This window comes from Halonotius sp. F2-221B, assembly GCF_046719765.1.
Lineage (GTDB): Archaea > Halobacteriota > Halobacteria > Halobacteriales > Haloferacaceae > Halonotius.
In genome coordinates, this window is the sequence record NZ_JABEBY010000003.1 from 168,772 (window position 1) to 189,454 (window position 20,683).

A 20,683-nucleotide genomic window follows, 5' to 3' on the forward strand; every position below is an offset into this window, starting at 1 on the left:
GCTTCCTTTGGGAGCGACGCCAAAGGCTCTTTGCTCCGAGCGGCGACCGCGTGTCGGTGGCGATCGCGTGGTGACAACGATCACACGCAGGGACACCACATCGTCGCGCGCAGGGACACCACATCGTCGCGCGCAGGGACACCACGATCGCCGACGCGTGCAACCACAAACGGTTAAAAACATCATCTTCGTTTGTAGATATCCGAACAGAACCCCGGGATACTGCCGGTTCAGCGGGTGGTGTTTCAGAAGTCTTTTGATTTGCGGTGAAGTAGGGCGGACACTACCAATGGCTGCGGATTTCAACTGGGCTGTCGGCGGGGAGGCCGGCGACGGCATCGACTCTACGGGGAAGATCTTCGCGCAGGCGCTCTCGCGGGCCGGCCGCCACGTGTTCACCTCGAAGGATTTCGCCTCACGTATCCGCGGCGGATACACGGCGTATAAGATCCGCACGTCGGTCGACCGGGTGCAGAGTGTCGTCAACCGCCTCGACGTGCTGATCGCACTCACACCGCGAACCATCGAGGAGAACCGCGATGAGCTCCACGACGGCTCGGTGATCATCTACGACGGCGAGCGCACCACCATGCAGGACGCGCCGATCCCCGACGGCGTCATCGGCCTCGATGTCCCCCTCAAGCGACTGGCCGAGGAGGCCGGCGGCGCGATCATGCGCAACGTTGTCGCGCTGGGGGCGGCCTGTGCGGTCACCGGGTTCCCGATCGAAAACCTCGACAGCGCCCTCGAAAAGCGGTTCGGCGCGAAAGGCCAGAAGCTCGTCGACAACAACAAGGAGGCCGCCCGGAAGGGCCAGTCCTACGTCGAGGAGAACCACGACCACGAGTTCGAGTATGATCTCGAGACGACCGACAACGACTACGTCCTCCTGAACGGCGACGAGGCCATCGGGATGGGTGCGATCGCCGCCGGCTGTCGCTACTACGCCGGCTATCCGATCACGCCCGCGACCGACGTGATGGAGTATCTCAAGGGGCGGATCGAGCAGTACGGCGGCCACGTCGTGCAGGCCGAAGACGAGCTCTCGGCGATCAACATGGCGCTGGGGGCGGCCCGCGCTGGCGCGCGATCGATGACCGCGACCTCCGGGCCCGGCATCGACCTCATGGCCGAAACCTTTGGACTTGTGGCGACGACCGAAACGCCACTCGTTATCTGTAATGTGATGCGGTCGGGGCCCTCGACGGGGATGCCGACCAAACAGGAGCAGGGCGATCTCAACGCGATGCTGTACGGTGGTCACGGCGAGATCCCCCGCTTCGTGCTCGCGCCGACAACGATCGACGAATGCTTCTGGAAGACGGTCGAGGCGTTCAACCTCGCCGAGAAATACCAGTTGCCGGTGTATCTCACCGCCGACCTCTCCTTGGCAGTGACCGAGCAGACGTTCGAGCCCGACGCCTTCGATATGGACGCGGTCGAGATCGACCGCGGAAAGCTCGTCGACGAGGACGGCCTCGCCGAATGGCAGAACGAAAAGGGCCAGTTCCAGCCCCACGCGCTCACCGATGATGGGATCAGCCCGCGGGCGATCCCCGGAACCGCCGACGGGGCACATATGACGACCGGCCTCGAACACGACGAGTTGGGTCGGCGCACTGAGGACACCGACATGCGGATCAAACAGGTCGACAAGCGCGACCGGAAGGTCGAGACGGCCAAAGAGCGCGAGGATTGGGAGCCCCGAGAGTTCGGCGACGCCGACGCCAATACACTGATCGTCTCGTGGGGCTCCAACGAGGGTGCGATGGTCGAGGCCATCGACATGCTCGCCGACGACGGGATCGACGTGCGGTTCATCTCGGTGCCGTACATCTTCCCGCGGCCGGATCTCAGCGACGCCATCAACGACGCCGAGGATGTGTTCGTCGTCGAATGCAACAACAACGGCCAGTTTGCCGACCTGCTCGAACGCGACGCCCTCGCCCGCGTCGACCGCATCAACAAGTACAACGGCGTCCGCTTTACGGCGGACGAACTCGCCGAGCGGATCAGTGGGGCACTCGCCGACGCCCCGGAGGTACCACAATGAGCTCAGACGTACGTTTCACCGACTTCAAATCCGACAAACAACCGACCTGGTGTCCCGGCTGCGGTGACTTCGGGACGATGAACGGGATGATGAAAGCACTCGCCAACACCGGCAACGACCCCGACAACACCTTCGTCGTCGCCGGCATCGGCTGTTCCGGCAAGATCGGGACGTACATGCACAGCTACGCGCTCCACGGCGTCCACGGCCGCGCGCTGCCGCTGGCGGCCGGCGTCAAGATGGCCAACCCCGACCTCGAAGTGATGGCCGCCGGCGGCGATGGCGACGGCTACTCGATCGGCGTTGGCCACTTCATCCACGCCGTTCGCCGGAACGTCGATATGACCTACGTCGTCATGGACAACCGGATCTACGGGCTGACGAAGGGCCAGGCCTCGCCGACCTCGCGTGAGGACTTCGAAACCTCCACCACGCCGGAGGGCCCGAAACAGCCGCCGGTCAACCCGCTCGCGCTCGCGCTGTCGGCGGGCGCGACGTTCATCGCCCAATCCTTCTCCTCGGATGCGATGCGACACACCGAGATCGTCCAGGAGGCGATCGAACACGACGGCTTCGGCTTTGTCAACGTCTTCAGCCCGTGTGTGACGTTCAACGACGTCGACACCTACGACTACTTCCGCGACGAGTTGGTCGATGTCGGCGAAACTGACCACGATCCGACCGATCTGGAGGCCGCCCAAGATGTGATCCTCGACGCCGAAAACGAGTATCAGGGCGTGCTCTACCAGAACGAACAGGCCAACGCCTACGGCGCGGAACACGGTCTCACCGAAAATATGGCCGAGATTCCGGATGGTGCGCCCGAGGACGCGACGGATCTCGTCAGAGAGTTCTACTGATCTGGTGCGGGAGTTCTACTGACCGCCCGCTCACTGGGTGTGAAATTCGATGCTGAAATCCGGAGTTAGAGTGACAATCAGGGACTCACTCGGCTCGCCCGTTGGCGACCACTGCGTCGTCTGAGTGCCGCTTTCCTGTGCTGTGTCTGTCGCCTCGAATTTGACCGTGACCTCGTATCTGCCCGGCGGTGCGACATCGGTAAGCGTCGACCGATAGCCCGCCGTCGGCGGCGTTTTCGTCCGGCGGTCATACACCGTTGCTGCATCCGAAAGGAGTCCGCCCTCGCGCCGAACAGTGATCGTCTTCCACACCGTTTGGTCGGTCTGGTTTGCGATCTGGATATTGCCGCTCTCGGCACGCGAACAGCCCGAGAGCGGAACCACGACAGCAACCGAGAGGAGAACCGACCGTCGCCTCATACCACACCGCTTCACAATCGACAGCTAAGTGCTTTCTCCGTCCTGTGCCGGTCATGTTCAGATAAGTCGGCGAAACTGAAACCCTCTCGAAAGCCCCGACTCGCTGGCGTCGGGGGGCTCGCTGCGTGCTTCGTCGCTCACTTCGTTCACTCCTGCAGTACTTGCGTCGCCCGCCTTCCGCCAGCGAGTCGCCCCTTTCAGTCCCGCCCGGCTGCAGCTGCCTGACCCACCGACCCGGGTAGGATTGAAAGGGGCCGGCGTCTCGTCGAACCCGGACGACGCAAGCACCGCAGGAGTGAGCAACGCGAACGACGAGGAGCACAGCGAGTCCCGGGAGGCGAGACGCCGGGGGCTTTCGAGGTATTCGCAATCCAATCGCACTAATCTGAACAGTACCCCTGTGCCAGCAACGATTCCGGTCGAATTTGGGAAAGACTCCGGCCCCACCCCGGTGTGACCCCGGAGAAATATCGGAAATGATTCATGTTGAAGCCAGTCGTTGGTCGACCCGACGATGTCAGCACACAACCGACGAACGGTACTGAAATCCGCTGGTGGTCTCGCACTGATCGGCACCCTCGCTGGCTGCGCCGGAGGCGGCGGTGGCGGCGGTGGCGACGACGGCGAGGAATCCGGCGACGGAAGCGATGAGGAGATGAGCGAGGAGGAATCCAACAGCGATGAGGAGAGCGAACCCGACGCGAGCATCCGGGTCGCCCACCTCTCGCCGGATGCACCGAACGTCGATGTCTACGTCGACGGCGACGCGATCCTCGAAGACGTGCCCTACCAGACGGTCAGCGACTACCTCGAGGTTCAGTCGGGTACCTACCAGGTAATGATCACCGCCGCCGGCGACATGGACACCGTCGTCTACGATCAGGAACTCGAGGTTCCCGCCGGGGAGTTCACCATCGCTGCCCTCGGCGAACTCGCCGAGGAGAACGAGGCCTTCGGCGTCGAGGTCTACGAGGACGACGTCTCCGATCCCGGCGAGGACGCCCGGGTTCGGCTCGTCCACGCCGCACCGGACGCTCCGAACGTCGACGTAACCGTCGGCGGCGACCCGCTGTTTGAGGATGTGACGTTCGGCGCGGCGGGGTCGACGACCGTCGCCGGCGGCGAATACACCCTCGAGGTTCGCCCGGCGACCGAAAACAACGACGGCGATGTCGTCGCCGAGTTCGATCTCACGCCGGAGGCCGGCGTCGTCTACACCGGCTTTGCGGTCGGCTACCTCGCGCCCGACGAGGCTCCCGCTGACGCGCCCTTCGATCTCGAAGTCGTCGTTGACGCCGAGTAGCGACCGGGCGTCGAGACACCCTGTTGGCCGCGTAGGTGACACTGCTGTCGAAAGAACAACATCTTTAGGCCGGTTGCAGCCAACACGGGAGGTATGGAGGCTGTTCTGTGGTACGTGTTGACCGGCACCCGCGGGGGGCCAAACCGGATCCGTATCCTCCGGGCGATCGACGACCGGCCACGGAACGCCAACCAACTCGCCGAGACGCTGGATCTCGACTACTCGACGGTTCGCCATCATCTGGACGTGCTGTTGGAACACGGGATCATCACGAAAACCGGCGACGACTACGGGGCAGTGTACTCACCGACCGAGACGGCCCAGCACAACTGGGAGCTGATCGAGGAGATCGCCGAGGAGCTATCAGTATGATGACGACACACCACAGGAGACCGTACCGATGATCGGATTAGTCGACATCGCCCGGGTGAGCGTCGCGTTGAACGCGGGGATGCTGCTCGTCCTGACAGGGATCTGGCTGCGCAACTATCGGGCGTTCGCCTCGAAACACGGGCTCGGCCTGGCGATCTTCGGGATCGTGTTGCTCGCCCAGAACCTGCTGTCGCTGTACTTCTACCTGTTTCACCCAGTGCTCGCCTCGTGGTTTGCGACCGACATGCCGCCGCTGGCCTGGCAGGCCAACATCGTCATCCACGTCTTCCAGTCGGTCGCCTTGGCGTTCCTGCTGTGGGTGACATGGGACTGATTACTCCGCCGACACCGGATGTTCAAGCCCATCCAGCAGCGCTGAGACGTTGGCTGACTCCGTTTCCGCAAGCAGCTGTGGGTACGCGCCAAATCCGATCACGTAATCACCCTCGTTGGTTACCGCGGTGACGACGATCCCGACATCGATCTCAGCACCGCTCTGACTGAGGGTTCCAGCAAACGTCGAAACGGTTGTCTCGGAGCCGAGCACATCTCGTGTCGTCGTTGACTGCTCGCTGCCGACAGAGAGCTGTCCCACCTGGCCGGCCAACTCGGTGGCTAAGGCCTTGTTGTCGAGCTGGCCAAGCGGGTTCAATGACTGCCCCAGAAACTCAAACCCAGGCGTGGTCACGACAACAAAGACGCTGTTCGCCGAGTCAGTGCCCACAAGCTGCTGGGGTGGTGTCCCCTCGGTGTTGGCTATCGAATGAGCCGCCGTCACCGATTGTTCCCCCCCGATAGCGTTCGGGAGGCTGTCGGGATCGACATCGTCCGGAAGATCCTCCTCGTCGACGTCGTCCGGGATATCTTCGGGATCGACATCATCCGGGAGATCCCCGTCATCAGTGTCATCAGCGTCAACCGAACCGGACGATGTCGAATCACCGAGCGCCGCCGCCGCGAGGTCGACCGGTCGCTCGTAGGTGGCGATCTGATTTGTGATCTCAATCCGGCGTGTTTCCCCACCGACCTCGACCTCCTCGTTGATTTCGAGGGTATCCCGGGTGGCGAGCGAGTACCCTGTCTCGCTGAGTGTCTGTTCGGCGATCGCTGCCGGCTGTGCTGTTTCTGTGAGTGGCCCGCTCCCGGTCGCAAACTCGGTGAGATCCGTACAGCCGCTGAGCGCGGCGATGCCAAGCCCGGTGGCGGCGATCGCCTGTCGTCGTGAATACATGTGTTGAGGATACACGGTTAGTATTAAAACTCCGATGAAAGAATACTGATAGTTGGTGGCCGAAAGGAACGCGGTTGTGTTCACCGGTCGAGGCTCGCAGCGAGGTTGGTGCCGGCGGGTAACTGGTTTCGGTCCCGAGTGGCCGGCGCGGATGACGCACTTTTTTACTCGGCACCCTGATAGCAGGTGTATGTCCTCCGACGCCTACGATATCGTGGTCGTCGGTGGCGGTACCGCCGGGGCCTTCGCCGCGGCGACGGCCGCCACCGAGGGGCTCGATGTCGTGATCGTAGAGCGGAAATCCGAGGCCGACGCCGGCCACATCGCCTGCGGCGACGCGATCAAGGGGAAAAGCACGTTCCCCGATGTAATCGATCTCGACTACCTCAAAGACGAGTCGTTTACCAACCGAGAGATCAGCCGAGCGGTCTTCGAAAATCCCGCCGACGGCGAGGATATCGAGATCGAATTCGGCGAACCTGGCGCGGTACTCGATCGAAAACGCTACGGCGAGGTCCTCTTAGAGGAAGCCGCCCGCGTCGGCAGCGAGATCCACTACGACACGGTCGTCCAAGACGTACAACAGACTGACGACGGAACCGTCACCGGTGTCGTCGGCACCCGCAAGGGCGAGCCTGTCAGCTACGATGCCGAGGTCGTCATCGATGCCGCTGGCGCGCTGTCAATTCTCCAAGAAAAAACCGACTTCGACGGGAGCTACTTCGACACCAACGTTCGGTACTCACAGTTCTGTTCAGCCTATCGGGAGATCATCGACGTCGATGAACCGGTCGAATGGCACGATGCCATCGTCTTCAAACCGACCAAAGAGCTCGGCTATCTCTGGTATTTCCCCCGCACGGCGACGGAGATCAACGCCGGGCTGGGCTTCCAGATGGATCAACCGGAGATGCAGATGGTGCCGGAGCTCAAGCGGGCCGTCGAGGATCGCCCGGATCTGGTCGAGCCGACCGTCCGCGATAAGCTTGGGGCGGCACTGCCGACCCGCCGGCCGTACGATTCGGCGGTCGCCGACGGCTACATGGCGGTCGGCGACGCCGCCGGCCACGTCAACCCGACAACCGGCGGCGGCATCCCCGGGGCGGCGAAATCGGCCTACTGGGCGACCAAACAGGCGATCGGGGCGATCGCCGACGGCGACGTGAGCGAGGCCAACCTCTGGGAGTACAACCGCAAGGTGATGACCGGCTTCGGCAAACACTTCGCGGCCATCGACTGTTACAACATCTGGGGGACGACAAGCAGCGTCCAAGAGATCACCGAGATGGTGTCGTCGGTGCCGGGCCAACACCTCGCCGACGCCTTAGCCGGCACCGGCACCGCGTCGATGCCGCTGTCGCTGAAGCTCCGGACGCTGGTCGATACCTTCGGTCACTGGGGTGAGCTCATGGAGCTCGCCAAGGTTCGCTCGAAGGCATCAGAGCTCTCCGAGCATTACGCTCGGTATCCGGCAAGTCCCAAGGGGTTCCCGGCCTGGCAGTCGGTGCGAGATGGCATCATGGATGAACTCTATGAGATCACCGGTGCCGACCCGAAATACTGAGCCAGCAAGCTAACTGACACGAATAGCGGCTGACCACAACGCCTTTTCGGCAACGAGACAATACTCCGGTGATGGCACAAAACGAACTCCCCGTTAGCGGCGACTGTCCGACCACCAACGAGATGCCCATGCTGGGACTCGGCACGTGGAAAAACAGCGACCCCGAGGCCTGCGCCGAGTCGGTTGCGACCGCACTCGAAACCGGCTACCGACATATCGACACCGCCCAGGCCTACGGCAACGAGGACGCCGTCGGCAACGGGATCGAGCAGGCCGCCGTCGACCGCGAGGACGTGTTCCTCGCCACCAAGATCTGGATCGACAACCTCGCGTACGACGACGTGCTGGAAACCGCGGAAGCGAGCCTCGATCGTCTCGGTGTCGACAGTGTCGACCTGCTGTACGTCCACTGGCCGTCCCGAACCTACGACGCCGAGGACACCCTCGCCGCGTTCAACGAACTCTACGATCAAGGCAAGATCGACCGGATCGGCGTCAGCAACTTCGAGCCCGAACAGCTCGCCGAGGCGATCGAGCTCTCGGACGCGCCGATCTTCGCCAACCAGGTCGAGATCCATCCGCTGCTCCAACAGGAGGAGCTCCGTGAGGTCTGTGCCGACCACGACGTTGAACTCGTCGCCTACTCGCCGCTGGCTCGCGGCGAGGTTTTCGATGTCGCTGAGATCGAATCGATCGCCGACGACCACGGCGTGAGCCCAGCCCAGATCAGCCTCGCGTGGCTGCGCCACCACGGGATCACGGCGATCCCAAAGGCAACGAGCGGGGAACACATCCGCGACAACTGGGCGTCGCTGTCGGTGTCGCTGTCCGACGCGGAGATCGAAACGATCGACAGCATCGAAACCACCGACCGGCGGGTCGATCCCGACTTCGGTCCCTGGAACAACTGACAGAACACAACCTTCACATACTCCCGCGGGTCAGTAGGTAGCAATGGCACAGCGGTCACCCGGGTTGATCGGCGCGATCCGCATCGACCTCACGCGGCTCCACGAAACGTGGATGGAGGTCGTCTTTCCGCGGCAGCTCGATCCCGGACACGTCCTCGGAAAATGGAAGCCGGAGACCGGCGTCCAGACGGCCGGCTACTATCTATGGGCGGCGCTTGGCCTGCCGCTGGTGTTGATCGGCTACCCGCTGTTGCTGATCGGCTACGGAACCCGGTTTTACGCGGCCAAACTCGATAGCGCGGCCACCCGGCTTGGGATTATCGGCGCGGTGTTGCTCTCGATCGTTGTCTGGGGCGTCCTCTCGGCGGTCGCAAGTTTTCAGTTCGGTGATGCCGGGCAGTTTAGTCTCGCCGCCGAGGGATTCCTTGCGGTCGTCGCCGCCAGCGTTGTCGCGACAATCTCGGCTGGATTGGCAGTGCTGTTCAGCCGGATCGGCGGCCGAGCGACGAGCGTCCTGTTGGCGTATCCAGCCGCGATGACCGCGCTGTTCCTCCCGCCGGTCGTCGCCGCGCTGTTCGTCGAGACGCTGCAACAGACCATCTTCCCGTGGAGCGAGGAGCTGGCGATCACGATCCTCGATGAGATCCTGTTTGTCGGCGGGCTCAACGACATCATCCGCGATCGGTTTACCCTCGAAGGGGTTGGCTACGTGCTGATGTGGCTCTCGCTGTCGGTGCCGCTGGGGTGGTTCCTTGGTGGACTGGTGGCGTTTGCCAACATCATCCGCCCGAAAGACGAGTAACACGGTCGATCCCGCTACGTTTACGCCGCCGGATCCCCTACCCAAGGTATGGAGTTTACGACCGGAACGACCGCTGGACTGTTCATTGCTATCGTCGCACTTGGCGTCGGCGGGCTGATCGCCGCGCCGATCCCGATGGCTCCCTCGACAATCATGATGATGGTACTGCCCTCGATGGCGATCTTCGGGCTCATCACGCTCGCCATCGGCGTCAAACACGGCGCGTACCGCGCGAATAACTAACCACTCCTCAGCGACTCACTACTTCGTCATCGACTCACTACTCCGTCAGCGAGCCACTACTCCGTCGTCGACTCGCCTGTCTGCGCCTCAAGCGCGGCCGCCGCCCTGACGCCCAGGAGGCTGACAAGCACCCCCACAGCAACAAAGACGGCTAGCCGGTGGATCGGCGCAAGATTAAGTGGGCCGATACGAATGCCGATCGTCAACAGATAGCCGGTGAAGCCGCGGGTGATGATCCCGATAGCCAACACGGCAGCCGGCAGGCTGAGCATCGCCGTCGGCAACGCGGCGTCGGCGATCAGCCGATCGAGCAGCCGGCCCGTAGCCGCGGTGACACCGGCAAACGTTAGCCACGGGCTGCTGCTGTGGAGGAAGACAGCCGCCGACAACGGGGCCGGCGTCACAGACAGCGGTGTCACCGCGAGCCCGCCGGAAAAGAGACCGACGATCGTCAACCCGGCGGCGGTCACGTAGGTCACCACCGACATCTGCCCGGAGTACAGCAGTTCCCGGCTCACCTCGGGCAGCCGACCAACGTATTCGTCGATCCCCAGTCCTTTGTACAACACCGCGCCACCGAGAAGCGCCGCCAACCCAGCAAGCGCGACCGCGGGTGAAAACCACAACAAGAGTGCTGGCACCAACAACAGGCTAATCCCGAGCGGTACCAACACGGTCGTTCGCAACTCCTCGTCGGCAAGAAACTGTTTGAGCAGATAGTACGTCGACTCGATATCCCGAGCCTGTCGGACGACAACACGGTCGACGCCATCGACCTGCAGCCGGCTTTCGATCACCGGCAGGAGTCGCTCGTCGTCGGTCGCGCCCGTCACGACAACCGTCGCCGTCAGATCGTAGTCGGCGGCGAGTTCGTCGATCTGGTCGGCCACCGCGCGGTCGGGGGCGGTCGATCCCGCCGGGCCGGGCGACACCACCGCCACGATCGCGTCGGTGCCGGAATCGTTGAGATCGCGGGTCACTCGGAGAGCTTCCAGCAGACAGTTGACGGTCGTTGCCTCGGGGTCATCCAACCCGACATCGGTCACCAGCGACCGCACCGCCTCCCAGCCGACAACCGGCGGGGTCAACCCCGTCGCTGTCGTCACGGTGCTGTCCCGATCGAGACAACAGACCAGCGTCGTCACAGCCGACCCAAGCAGACGCGCGAGTAAAAAGCCAGTCGGTCGCCCGCGGCTCCCGCGCGGCTATCGAGGTGACACAAACAAAAGCAAATCCGCCTACCAGCCGACTTAGAGCAGCCCCGTCTTCTGGAGCTTCATCAGATCCTCGGTTTCGAGGGTTTCGCCTTCCTTGAACTTCTGGTAGATGTCCTCGGCTTCCTGCTTCTCCTCTTCCATCTTCTCCTGACGCTCGTCTTTGCGCTCTTCTTCTTCCTCTTTGTCCAGCTCGCGGAGCCGCTTCTGGACGCGGACGAAGTCCTCGTGGTGGCGGTCGGCCGCTTCCTGGGCCTCGACGAACAGCTCGTGCATCTCGTCGGCCTCATCGCGCACCTCGTCGGCCTCCCGGTAGGCCTCGATCATCTGGTTGTGGTGCTCTTGGGCCTTGTCGGCGAGTTCCGTGACCTTCTGGTGGTGTTGGGAGGCCTCGGAGCGGACTTCCTCGGCTTCCTCGACGAGCTCGTCGAGTTCACCGCTGTTGTCGACTTTGTCCTTCTTTTCGGCGAGCTCCTCGCGTTTGGCCTCGATCTTCTCGATGAGCTCCTGTTCGTCCTCCGAGGACAGCACCTCGGTCTGCTGTTGGAACTCCAGATCCTCGATCTCGGATTCGAGCTCCTCGATTGATTTGCCCTCGTCGAGCTCGAGATCCTCCTTCATCTCCTCGACCTCGTCGAACAGTTCGTTGGCCTTGGCGTTGAGCTCGTTTCGCTTGTCCTTGTGCTCCTGGACTTCCTCGTTGAGCTCGTCGCGCTTTTCGCGGTGTTCCTGGGCCTCGTCGACCTTTTCGCGTGTCTTGGCGTTGAGCTCGTCGCGCTTGTCGGCGCGCTCGGATGCCATCTGGTTGAGCTCATTGCGCCGGTCGCGGAGCTGTCCAGCGAGTTTGATCAGTTTGCCTTTCGAGCCGTTTTCGAGTCGTTCGTCGGTGAGCTCGACGTTGTCCGCCTCGTCAAGCTCGTCGATGTCGTATTCAGTTACTACACTCATGATTTGAACCTCGGTACCATTGTTGCTCCGGCCATGGCAGTGGCCAGCCACTGTGCGATCGACCGTGGATAAGAATTCCCGATCATTCGTCGTGCGATGCCACCAGCGCCGGAGGCGTTCTGGTACCTCTACATTCTGCCGGCCGGGATATAAATACTTCGGTGGGGGAGACCCTGCAAAGAGCTACCATACCGCCCGAATTCGGCGTATGTGGGTCGTTCACATGAGCCGGGCGAGTATAAAAAGCAAGCTCCATGGCGGCTGTGTGATCCCCAGCAAACGTTAGTCCAGCATCGAGAGCGCGGTGTCGGTGTCGCCGTCGAACTCGGCAAGCAGCTCCCGGGCTGTCGTGCGAACCGCCGGCCGAACCGGAACATGTACCATCCCCTCGTCGGGTTGACCGTAGACAACGCTGGTACCGGCGGGTAACGCGAGGATCGCCGGCAACGCGGCCAGATCCTCCTCGCCGTCGACGCTGATCGTGAGCGGAAGCTCCGTGGTTGTCGCCGCCTCACGGAGCGTCGTCAACAACGACTCCGAGATCGTCGCCGGCGGGTTTGTGACCGACAGTCGGCGACCCGCAAGCGCAGACAGCGTCGCTTCGACGGCTGGATCGATGGGCTCGCGCTCGGTGCGGCCGTCGATAACGGCGATATCCGGCTGACGACCCGCGTCGGCGAGCGTGGCGGTCACCACGTCGCCGACGGTCAGCAGTCGCGTCTCAGCTATCGACGAATCGGACGCAGCTGTCGCCTCGGCGTGGTCGTCGACCGCAGTCAACAACGCATCGGGAGCAGTGTAAATCTCGCCGAGTGGCTCTTTCAGCTCGCCGCGGAGCGTCTCGGGGAGTTCAAGCACACTACCGAACCTTCAGTGCGTAGCTGCCGGGGTTGCTGACGTTCATTTCGGTGGCGATCTCGCTTTCCTCGGGGTGGGTAACGATGACGTAGCCGGCCCAGTCCTCCGTGAGACTGGAAGACCCGCAGTTCTCACAGGTTTGGCTGTCGGCCTCGTTGACAAAGTGACACTCCCGACAGGCCAGCCGGTCGGCCGCCATTTAGGCACCCTCCGCCGGTGCGTCCTGCTCGCGCCGTTTGCGGGCCTGCTCCAGCCACTCGTGTTTGCCCAAGCCGGGCTGTTTGGCCGTCAGGCCGATCTTCGAGTCCCGCGGGTTGCGCTCGTCGATACTCTTCGTGACGATCCGCGTGCGTACCGAGTCGTCGACACCGAGAGTGTCGCTGGATTCCGTCGAGGCGAGCTGCTGGTTCTCTGCGTCGTGAGCGAGATACTCATCGGAGATCTGCGAGACGTGGAGCAGGCCGTCGACGGGGCCGATCCCGACGAACGCGCCGAACTCGACGACCTCGACGACGGTGCCGTCGGTGACCTCCTGCATCGAGGGATCGAACGTGATGGCGTCGAACTCCGCCTCGTAGTAGACGCCGGGGCGGTTCGGCAACACGGTGCCCTCGCCGATCTCGTGAACATCGATGACGCTGACGACGCTGCCGACATCCTCGTCCATGCGTCCCTCTAGTTTGTCCTGCAGCAGGCGTTTGACCCGCTGTGGCGACACATCCGCCAGCTGTTCCGGCGGCACTTCGACCGTATCTTTGAGTCGTACCCGTTTGTACATATTATGGTGATCGTATCCCGAGGGTGGTTTCGCCCTGTCTGCTGACAACGTGAACGCCATGGGATCGGAGGCGATCACGCAGTGGGGCGTCGTTCGTGACGACGTAATCGAGCTCGCCGTCGGTGGCTAGCTCAACGATTGCGTCGTCAGCATATGAGACGTTCGTTTCGACGACACGACACCGACCGGCAAGATCTTTTCCCACGCTGGCGGCGGTCGCGGCCTCGCTGTGGCCGCCAGCGAGCGAATCAAGCTCGTCGAGGACTACCGACGGGACAACCAACTCGGCGGCGGGGCCGAACAGCCGGTCGAGTTCGTCGAACACACGGATATCACATTCGACCGGCATCATGAGTGCGTTGGTATCCAGCCCGACGACAACCATGCTACGCCCGCAGCGTGCCGATGCCGATCAGCCGCCACCGCGCGCCGACACGGCGGTTGATGGCGATGGTCGCGCCGTCACGGGCACAAACCGGTCGTTTCAGGTTGACCTCACACTCGCCGTCGCGGGCGCTGGTCACCGCACCAACCGTGGTCGCGGTGCCGACGGTCAACATCAGCGGCTCGCCCGTCGAGATCGCCTCGACCTCGTCGTTCTCGCCGACGACCCGATCCAGCAGCTCAACCTCCATCTCGAAGCCGTTCCGCGTCGGCGGCAGCGTGCCGGGCTCGCCGGCGACCTGGCCGCCGAGTGAGTCACCTTTCGTGAGGCTCGGATCGAGACCGGTGCCGACGCCGATGAGGCCGCCTGGCCCCACAGAGTCGGGGGAACCGTTGCCGGCCTGCAGCGATCGGATCGTCGTCGTCAACGGCTGCCACTCGGTTTGCCCGCCCTCCTCAACCTCACGGCCGGGGCGGAGTTCGATCTCGTCGTCGACCGAGAGCTCGCCACTGACGAGGCTGCCACCGACGACGCCGCCGGTGAGGCCGTCCCACGTCGTTCCCGGGCGGTTGATATCGAAGCTCCGGGCGACGAACATCTCGGCGTTGTCGTCGTCGCTGCGATCCGGCGTCGGGATCGTCTCCTCGATCGCGCCGATCAGCACGTCGAGATTCGTCTCCTGTTGAGCACTGATCGGGATGATCGGGGCGTCCTCGGCGACCGTCCCCTCGACGAACTCCTGGATCTGCTCGTAGTTCTCCATCGCGCGCTCGCGGTCAACGAGATCGAGCTTGTTCTGGGCGATGACGATGTTGTCAATGCCGATTATGTCGAGGGCCATCAGGTGTTCCTCAGTCTGGGCCTGTGGGACATCCTCGGTCGCCGAGACGACGAGCACCGCGCCGTCCATCAGCGACGCGCCGGCGAGCATCGTCGCCATCAGCGTCTCGTGACCAGGCGCGTCGACAAAGGAGACGGTGCGCAGGGGTTCGCTCGCCTCGCCGTCGGGGCACTCTTCATCGACAGTGTAGCAGTCAGGTTCCTCGACGCCCGGGCACTGCCGGAACGTCGTGTCCGCATAGCCGAGTCGAATCGAGATGCCGCGTTTCATCTCCTCGGAGTGCTGGTCGGTCCACGAGCCGCTCAGTGCTTCGACGAGCGTCGTCTTCCCGTGGTCGACGTGGCCGACGAGTCCGATGTTCACCTCCGGTTGTGTAGTCTCTTGTGTCACTATTGACCTCCTCAGAGTAGTTCTACCGAAAGTTCGCCCTGAACGACTGATAAAGGTGCTGTTCTGGGTGCGTCCCGTCACTCCATCTCGTCGTCCGTCGCCTCGAAGGCCGGTCGGTACTGCTCGCCAAACGCTCGTCGCCGAACCGTCGCTGCGGCCGCCTCGGGTTCGTTCTGATAGGTTGCCGCCACGACCGTCTCGGCGAACAGGACTGGGTGCCAGACGACTGACGGAACATCGTCGCTGCCGAGCATTTCAACACTATAGTCGGGGTGATCGTCACACCACGACTCGAAGGCCGCGCGGTCGCCGTGGTGAACCTCCAACAGGGAGGCAAACAGCGCGTCGCGGGCGGTTTCGATCACGTCGCTCGTGACACGGTCGTCGTACTCCTCGGGCGCAAATTCCATCGCCTTCGCCGTCTCCTTGACGACGATCTGGGCGGTCGAGCCCAGCGATTCGTAGGCTTCCTCGGCCGCGTCGATCGTCTCGGGGGCGTAGACGCCATCGGTCTCCATACCGGGGGAAGTCACTGCCGCGTTAGGACTCTTGTTGTTCGTCGTCGCCCTGCATCTCCCGGGTGAGCTCGCGGGCCTCCTCGATGATCGCCTGGGCGTCGGCATCAAGGGTGCTGTCGGCGGCGTTGCGTGCCGACGCCTCGCTGTCGATCCCGTTTGGCAGGCCACTCGCGGGTTCAGGGTCACTATGGCTGTGCTCGCTCGGGCCGCTATGGCTGTGGTCGCCAACGTGCTCGTGGTCGTCGGTCGTTTCGGCGTGGTCGACGACGCGATCGCCAAGCGTGTCACGCGAGAGTCCGTCCCAGTCGGTGACAGTGTCGTCCAACCATGCCTCGTGGTCGCCGCCGTGGAGGATCGCGGTGACAGCGAGGTGATCGGCCAGTGGCTCGCCGCCACCGAACGGGGCCGCACAGACCGGACACAGATAGCTCATGGGTGGTGTAGCATCGACACCGGCAAAACAGCACTGCTCGTGGCCGTGCAGCGAGGCGGTCGCGCTACGAGCCCTCAAAGATGCTCGTTCGCTCCGGCTGTTTCGCCAACACGATCGCATCCTCGCCGTCGTCGTAATACCCCGACAGACACGTCACCGGCTCGAACCCCTCAGATCGGTACAGCTCTCGGGCGGGAGTGTTGTGTTTGCGAACCTCAAGTTTGATCCGGCCGACACCCTCGACCGTGAGTCCCAGCACCGCCCGCTGAAGGAGGCGACGGCCGATCCCGTTGCCCTGCGCTGTCGGGTGGACGGCGAGATCCTTGATGTGGCCGATATCACGGCCGTAGGTCGGCGTCACGTCGCCGACGACGTAGCCCGCAACCGAGCCGTTTGTTACGGCGACCAGAAAGTTTGGTTCGTCGAGAAACCCCTCGAAGACAGGGTAGGGCCACGGCTGGTCAAAGACCTGCGTTTCGATCCGGTAGATCGACAGCAGGTCGGCGCGGGTGGCCTCCCGTATCAGCGGGCTGTCGTCACCCGTGAGGATCGATGTCGCCACGACTACAGATACCGCTACGGGCCGGATAGTAAAAAGACGCTGGCTTGCGGGGGTGATACAGTCAACACGTTCGTTACCCGTCGTCGGCGTCAACGTAGGCGTCGACGAGCTTGCGCTGGGCAGCCCGGAGATGTTGGTGGAACGTCTGGCGGGTGATATCCATCGTGTCGGCGATCTCCGAGCCGTCGACCGGCCGCGGCCACTCGAAGTAGCCGTTGAGCGCGGCGGCCTCCAAGGCCTCCTGTTGGCGGTCGGTGAGTCGCTCGTCGATCTCGGCGGTAAACTCGTTGAGCTGGCGGGTGTGGCGATCACGCTGGGTACGCGCCCGGAGATCCACACACTCGTAGTGCTCGCCAAGCAGCTCCAGCAACGACCGCACGTTTCGATCCGGTGGCGTCTCAACGGTTAGGACGGCCCCGTCGGCCGTCGCCGTGATACCGGTCACGACCGCCCCATGGTCGGCCAACAGCGCGGCCGGCGCGGTCGTCTCGACGGTCACCGCGATCGTCCGATCGGTATCGGTCGCCGAAACGGTGCGGGCATCGGTCACAAACGCCAGCGATTCCAGCTCGGCGGTCGGCACCGTACAGGATTCGGCGGCGAGATACCATTCGTGGCACCCGTCGTCGGCCCGTGTTGTCCCGACGCGTTCGACCGGCGTCCCGAGGGTATCGGCGATCTGTGACAGCGAGACGGTGGGGTCGCGGATATCGATCTGGAGTTCGGTGACCTGGTCGGTCGTCAGCACCTGCGTTGTTTCGACGGCGTGAATCCCGTTGGCGATCATTCTGGCGAGCGAGGCGATGATCGTCTGTTCGCGGTCGTCGAGCATGTCGCCGTCGGTCGCATAGACGCCGAGGAACCCATACCGGCGATCACCGTAACACAGCGGGACGACCAACAGCCGTTCGGCGTCAGCCATCGCCGGCGTCAGGTCGCCGTCGACACAGGTCGAACACCGTCGTGGCTCGTCGGCGTCAATCGCTTCGCGGATCGGGGGAGCCAGCTCCGCGCGTGGCACCGACGACGGCGGAGAGCAGCCGCTGCTGGCGGCGATCGTAAACGTCTCGCCGTCAGCACGGCCGATCCAGCCGGCGGTGTACCCCGGCTCGTCGGCGACCGCCTCACAGACCTGGTGTTCGATCACCTCGCGGTCGGTGGCGTCGATGAGCACGGCAGAGACATCGCTGAGCAATCCATCGATCCGATCGAGGAGCCGGCGGAGCGTTTGGCGGTGCTGGCTGAGTTTCTCGGCGCGCTCCTCGGCGAGCTCCATGGCCTCCCGGCGGTCGGTCACATCGATCTGAAAGCCGACGTAGTGGGCGAGCTCGTCGTTCTCGTCGAAGATCGGAGCGATCGTCAGCTCGTTCCAAAACGGCGTGCCATCCTTGCGGTAGTTCCGCAGCTCAACGGTCGTCGGCTCCTCGTTGGCGATCGCCTCCGCGAGCCGCGCTTTTGTCGCCGAATCGGTGCCCAACCCCTGCAGGAGACGTGGGTTGCGGCCGAGCATCTCCTCGGTGTCGTAGCCGGTGAACTCCTCCCACGTCTCGTTGACGTAGACAAGCGGGTTATCCCCAAGGTCGGGATCGGTCAGGCTGACGCCGATCGGGGCGGCCTCGACCGCCCGCTGGAGCTCTGTCGGCGCGGGTTCGTGGCCGGAGATATCCTGTGGTGGTGGCTGACCGTCACCAGCGGTCGACGCCGGCAACGCCTCAAGCAGTCGCTCGGGCGTGTCAGCACCGTTTTTGTGGACATACCGGTCAACGTCGGTGTCGAACGACAGCGGCAGCTCACCTTCGTCGACCTCGGTCAGCAGAATGAACGGGAGCTCCGGGGCAAGTTGGCGGACAGCCGACCGGAGGGCCAGCCCGTCGTCACCCGGGAGGGCGTACTCGCTGATGAGACAGTCGAAGGATGCCGTCCCGATCATCCCAAGGGCGGTCGTGGCAGTCTCGACGGTCTGCACCTCACAGCCGGCGGCCGCAAGCGCGTCGGTTAGCCGGTCTCGGTCGTCGGAGCTGTAGACCGCCAGCACACGCAGTGCGGACATGGCAGTTGGTTAGCGTCGAACGGCTAAATAGCTACGCTAGATGCTGACACCAGCGATCCGATCACCGCGGCACAATCGGGGCCGAAAACTAACGATTGTGATAAAATGATTGGCGATAGCCCAATTGATTTTAGTAGACACCGTGTCATAGTGCAGACGGATTATGGCAATACCAACAGCAGCCTCGACACCGGCAGTGGCATTGACAGCTGATCTCACCCAAGCCGAGTTGTTCACACAGATCGCCGGAAACGCGTCGCTGTCGGCCTCGTTTTGGATCAATATCGCGCTGGCCGGGGTTGCGATTCTCCTCTTTGTGTATATGGGGCGCAACGTCGCCGACTCGCGCGCGCAACTGATCTTTGTGGCGACGATGATGGTGCCGCTGGTATCGATCTCCAGCTACACCGGCCTTGTCTCGGGGTTGACCGTAAGCGTCATCAGTGTCCCGTATCCCGGCGGCGGCTCCGAGGAGGTGCTCATCATGTGGGGCCGGTATCTCACGTGGGCGCTGTCGACGCCGATGATCCTCATCGCCCTCGGGTTGCTGGCAGGAACGAACCTCACGAAGCTGTTCACCGCGGTCGTGATGGATATCGGGATGTGTATCACCGGGCTGGCCGCCGCGTTGACCACCTCCTCGCTGCTGCTGCGGTGGTTCTGGTATCTGCTCAGCTGTGCGTTCTTCGTGGCCGTCCTCTACGTGCTGCTCGTTGAGTGGCCCGCCGACGCACGCGAGGCCGGCACCGCCGAGATCTTCGGGACGCTCAAAACGCTGACCGTCGTTCTGTGGCTCGGCTACCCGATCTTCTGGGCGCTCGGCTCCGAAGGCCTGGCCGTGTTGACGACGACACAGACCTCGTGGGCCTACAGCCTGCTCGATGTCGGCGCAAAGTACGTCTTTGCGTTCCTCCTGCTGCGGTGGGTTGTTGCAAACCAGAACGTGATCAGTACGGTCGGCTCCGGCTCGCTCGGTGCGGCGACAGCGAGCGCCGACTGACGACAACCGTCGCCTCCCACCCGACCCGCTGGCTGCGGATTGTTTGACGCTGACAACATGGCAACGAAACGTATTTTATCGCTCCAGCCACCAGAGTCGGATATGGCTGGACGATACGGTGAACTGGACTACTCAGTTCTCACAAAACGCGGCTTCCTGCTTGGGGTCGCACTGTTTGCGATCGGTGGCCTCGGTGAGTTGGGGCTGGCGGCGTCCGGGCTCTCGGTGCCTGACTGGGAGCGCGCACTGCTGTTCGATCTTGAACTGCTTGGGATCCTGATCGGGTTGCTGTCGCCGTTTGTGTTCGGTGTGTTGCTGCCACTAACCGAGTGAACAGGTGGGCGTTCGCCTCACTACTGGCCTTCGGCGCGCGACCGGGGGTTGCCTCACGACCGCTGTCACCCTGACAGTAGCTTCGCCGCTGTCACCCCAACAGTAGCTTCGACACCCGCCTGAAGCGGGAGCGTCGACAGCTATGCTACTCAGTACTGAGAGTTGTCTCGGCGAGCGAGAGCCACGAAACGCGGTCGCTCACGAGCGGTGTACCGAAAGGGGGGGTTGCAATAAGATTGCAGTGCTACCACCATGTTCAGTGGGGGTAGCGGGGTTCTAGGGGGGTCAATGTCGCCGTTAGGTAACTGGCGACACTCATTCGTTGGGTGGAGGAATACAAATACCTATCGACGAGAATATCAAAGTCGATAATTTGTTGCGCAGCAAAGCGGTGGCTGACTGGGTGCTATGTCGTGGGAGTTGCGACGGCCACGGAACCGGAGACAGACCCATAGCTGGTGTCTGTAGAAAACTGCGAAGGAAGGGAAGTGGGGGAACTTCCACACCTGTTCAGTTGGGGGGGTAGTCGCCTTGATATAATGATTAAGATAACTTTTGAAAGTCAAGGAATTTCTCACACCACCCCCTTGCGAAGCTGATTCGGTGCGTTATTT

General features: G+C 63.0%; 24 protein-coding genes. 11 read left to right on the forward strand and 13 right to left on the reverse strand.

What is annotated here, in order from left to right; translation table 11 throughout:
• Positions 1 to 289: 289 nt before the first annotated feature.
• Complete coding sequence (locus HKK80_RS03235) at positions 290 to 2,053, forward strand: 2-oxoacid:acceptor oxidoreductase subunit alpha (RefSeq protein WP_411798175.1); 1,764 nt, start codon at positions 290 to 292, stop codon at positions 2,051 to 2,053.
• Positions 2,050 to 2,913, forward strand: a complete 864-nt coding sequence (locus HKK80_RS03240) for a 2-oxoacid:ferredoxin oxidoreductase subunit beta (protein WP_120101017.1) — start codon at positions 2,050 to 2,052, stop codon at positions 2,911 to 2,913. The genes HKK80_RS03235 and HKK80_RS03240 overlap by 4 nt, the downstream gene beginning before the upstream one ends.
• A gap of 30 nt (positions 2,914 to 2,943) precedes the next feature.
• Here HKK80_RS03240 and HKK80_RS03245 read toward each other — a convergent pair whose 3' ends face one another.
• Positions 2,944 to 3,333, reverse strand: a complete 390-nt coding sequence (locus HKK80_RS03245) for a hypothetical protein (RefSeq protein ID WP_411798176.1) — start codon at positions 3,331 to 3,333, stop codon at positions 2,944 to 2,946.
• Between the two features lie 514 nt (positions 3,334 to 3,847).
• Here HKK80_RS03245 and HKK80_RS03250 point away from each other — a divergent pair.
• From HKK80_RS03250 to HKK80_RS03260, 3 genes are all read left to right on the forward strand, one after another.
• Positions 3,848 to 4,636 (forward strand): DUF4397 domain-containing protein, encoded by a 789-nt coding sequence (locus HKK80_RS03250; RefSeq protein WP_411798177.1) that lies wholly within the window; start codon positions 3,848 to 3,850, stop codon positions 4,634 to 4,636.
• 93 nt (positions 4,637 to 4,729) lie between these two features.
• Positions 4,730 to 5,008 (forward strand): winged helix-turn-helix domain-containing protein, encoded by a 279-nt coding sequence (locus tag HKK80_RS03255; RefSeq protein ID WP_411798178.1) that lies wholly within the window; start codon positions 4,730 to 4,732, stop codon positions 5,006 to 5,008.
• Positions 5,009 to 5,036: 28 nt separating this feature from the next.
• A complete protein-coding gene (locus HKK80_RS03260) occupies positions 5,037 to 5,342 on the forward strand; it encodes a hypothetical protein (protein WP_411798179.1) in 306 nt (101 codons plus the stop codon).
• On the opposite strand, the gene HKK80_RS03265 is transcribed toward HKK80_RS03260, so the two are convergent.
• Entirely contained in the window at positions 5,343 to 6,239 is an 897-nt protein-coding gene (locus HKK80_RS03265) for a DUF6517 family protein (RefSeq protein WP_411798180.1), read from the reverse strand.
• A 190-nt stretch (positions 6,240 to 6,429) separates the two neighbouring features.
• On the opposite strand from HKK80_RS03265, the gene HKK80_RS03270 reads away from it, so the two are divergent.
• The 4 genes from HKK80_RS03270 (at position 6,430) to HKK80_RS03285 (ending at position 9,759) form a co-directional block, all read left to right on the forward strand.
• A complete protein-coding gene (locus tag HKK80_RS03270; protein WP_411798181.1) occupies positions 6,430 to 7,803 on the forward strand; it encodes a geranylgeranyl reductase family protein in 1,374 nt (457 codons plus the stop codon).
• 71 nt (positions 7,804 to 7,874) lie between these two features.
• Complete coding sequence (locus HKK80_RS03275; RefSeq protein ID WP_411798182.1) at positions 7,875 to 8,714, forward strand: aldo/keto reductase; 840 nt, start codon at positions 7,875 to 7,877, stop codon at positions 8,712 to 8,714.
• A 43-nt stretch (positions 8,715 to 8,757) separates the two neighbouring features.
• Complete coding sequence (locus HKK80_RS03280; RefSeq protein ID WP_411798183.1) at positions 8,758 to 9,516, forward strand: hypothetical protein; 759 nt, start codon at positions 8,758 to 8,760, stop codon at positions 9,514 to 9,516.
• Positions 9,517 to 9,564: 48 nt separating this feature from the next.
• On the forward strand, positions 9,565 to 9,759 hold the full coding sequence (locus HKK80_RS03285; RefSeq protein WP_411798184.1) for a hypothetical protein: 195 nt from the start codon (positions 9,565 to 9,567) through the stop codon (positions 9,757 to 9,759).
• 56 nt (positions 9,760 to 9,815) lie between these two features.
• On the opposite strand, the gene HKK80_RS03290 is transcribed toward HKK80_RS03285, so the two are convergent.
• The 11 genes from HKK80_RS03290 to HKK80_RS03340 all read right to left on the reverse strand — a co-directional run bounded on the left by HKK80_RS03290 (position 9,816) and on the right by HKK80_RS03340 (position 18,736).
• Positions 9,816 to 10,904, reverse strand: coding sequence for a DUF373 family protein (locus HKK80_RS03290; protein ID WP_411798185.1), 1,089 nt, complete (start codon positions 10,902 to 10,904; stop codon positions 9,816 to 9,818).
• A gap of 105 nt (positions 10,905 to 11,009) precedes the next feature.
• The gene (locus tag HKK80_RS03295; protein WP_411798186.1) at positions 11,010 to 11,921 is read right to left on the reverse strand and encodes a coiled-coil protein; all 912 of its coding nucleotides are present in this window, start codon (positions 11,919 to 11,921) and stop codon (positions 11,010 to 11,012) included.
• 282 nt (positions 11,922 to 12,203) lie between these two features.
• The gene (locus tag HKK80_RS03300) at positions 12,204 to 12,779 is read right to left on the reverse strand and encodes a GTP-dependent dephospho-CoA kinase family protein (protein WP_411798187.1); all 576 of its coding nucleotides are present in this window, start codon (positions 12,777 to 12,779) and stop codon (positions 12,204 to 12,206) included.
• A gap of 1 nt (position 12,780) precedes the next feature.
• Positions 12,781 to 12,978, reverse strand: a complete 198-nt coding sequence (spt4, locus tag HKK80_RS03305; RefSeq protein WP_411798188.1) for a transcription elongation factor subunit Spt4 — start codon at positions 12,976 to 12,978, stop codon at positions 12,781 to 12,783.
• Positions 12,979 to 13,557: a DNA-directed RNA polymerase gene (locus tag HKK80_RS03310; RefSeq protein ID WP_411798189.1), complete on the reverse strand. Its 579-nt coding sequence runs from the start codon at positions 13,555 to 13,557 to the stop codon at positions 12,979 to 12,981.
• A gap of 1 nt (position 13,558) precedes the next feature.
• On the reverse strand, positions 13,559 to 13,942 hold the full coding sequence (locus HKK80_RS03315) for a DUF188 domain-containing protein (RefSeq protein WP_411798190.1): 384 nt from the start codon (positions 13,940 to 13,942) through the stop codon (positions 13,559 to 13,561).
• A 1-nt stretch (position 13,943) separates the two neighbouring features.
• Positions 13,944 to 15,173, reverse strand: coding sequence for a translation initiation factor IF-2 subunit gamma (locus HKK80_RS03320; protein WP_411798191.1), 1,230 nt, complete (start codon positions 15,171 to 15,173; stop codon positions 13,944 to 13,946).
• A 77-nt stretch (positions 15,174 to 15,250) separates the two neighbouring features.
• Positions 15,251 to 15,691: a DUF5809 family protein gene (locus tag HKK80_RS03325; protein ID WP_411798192.1), complete on the reverse strand. Its 441-nt coding sequence runs from the start codon at positions 15,689 to 15,691 to the stop codon at positions 15,251 to 15,253.
• A 22-nt stretch (positions 15,692 to 15,713) separates the two neighbouring features.
• Positions 15,714 to 16,124, reverse strand: coding sequence for a DUF5810 domain-containing protein (locus HKK80_RS03330; RefSeq protein WP_411798193.1), 411 nt, complete (start codon positions 16,122 to 16,124; stop codon positions 15,714 to 15,716).
• Between the two features lie 64 nt (positions 16,125 to 16,188).
• Positions 16,189 to 16,686, reverse strand: coding sequence for a ribosomal protein S18-alanine N-acetyltransferase (gene rimI, locus HKK80_RS03335; RefSeq protein ID WP_411798194.1), 498 nt, complete (start codon positions 16,684 to 16,686; stop codon positions 16,189 to 16,191).
• Between the two features lie 73 nt (positions 16,687 to 16,759).
• Positions 16,760 to 18,736 (reverse strand): bacterio-opsin activator domain-containing protein, encoded by a 1,977-nt coding sequence (locus tag HKK80_RS03340; protein ID WP_411798195.1) that lies wholly within the window; start codon positions 18,734 to 18,736, stop codon positions 16,760 to 16,762.
• Between the two features lie 163 nt (positions 18,737 to 18,899).
• On the opposite strand from HKK80_RS03340, the gene HKK80_RS03345 reads away from it, so the two are divergent.
• On the forward strand, positions 18,900 to 19,736 hold the full coding sequence (locus tag HKK80_RS03345; protein ID WP_411798196.1) for a bacteriorhodopsin: 837 nt from the start codon (positions 18,900 to 18,902) through the stop codon (positions 19,734 to 19,736).
• Positions 19,737 to 19,838: 102 nt separating this feature from the next.
• Entirely contained in the window at positions 19,839 to 20,069 is a 231-nt protein-coding gene (locus HKK80_RS03350; protein WP_411798197.1) for a hypothetical protein, read from the forward strand.
• The last annotated feature ends 614 nt before the right edge of the window (positions 20,070 to 20,683 follow it).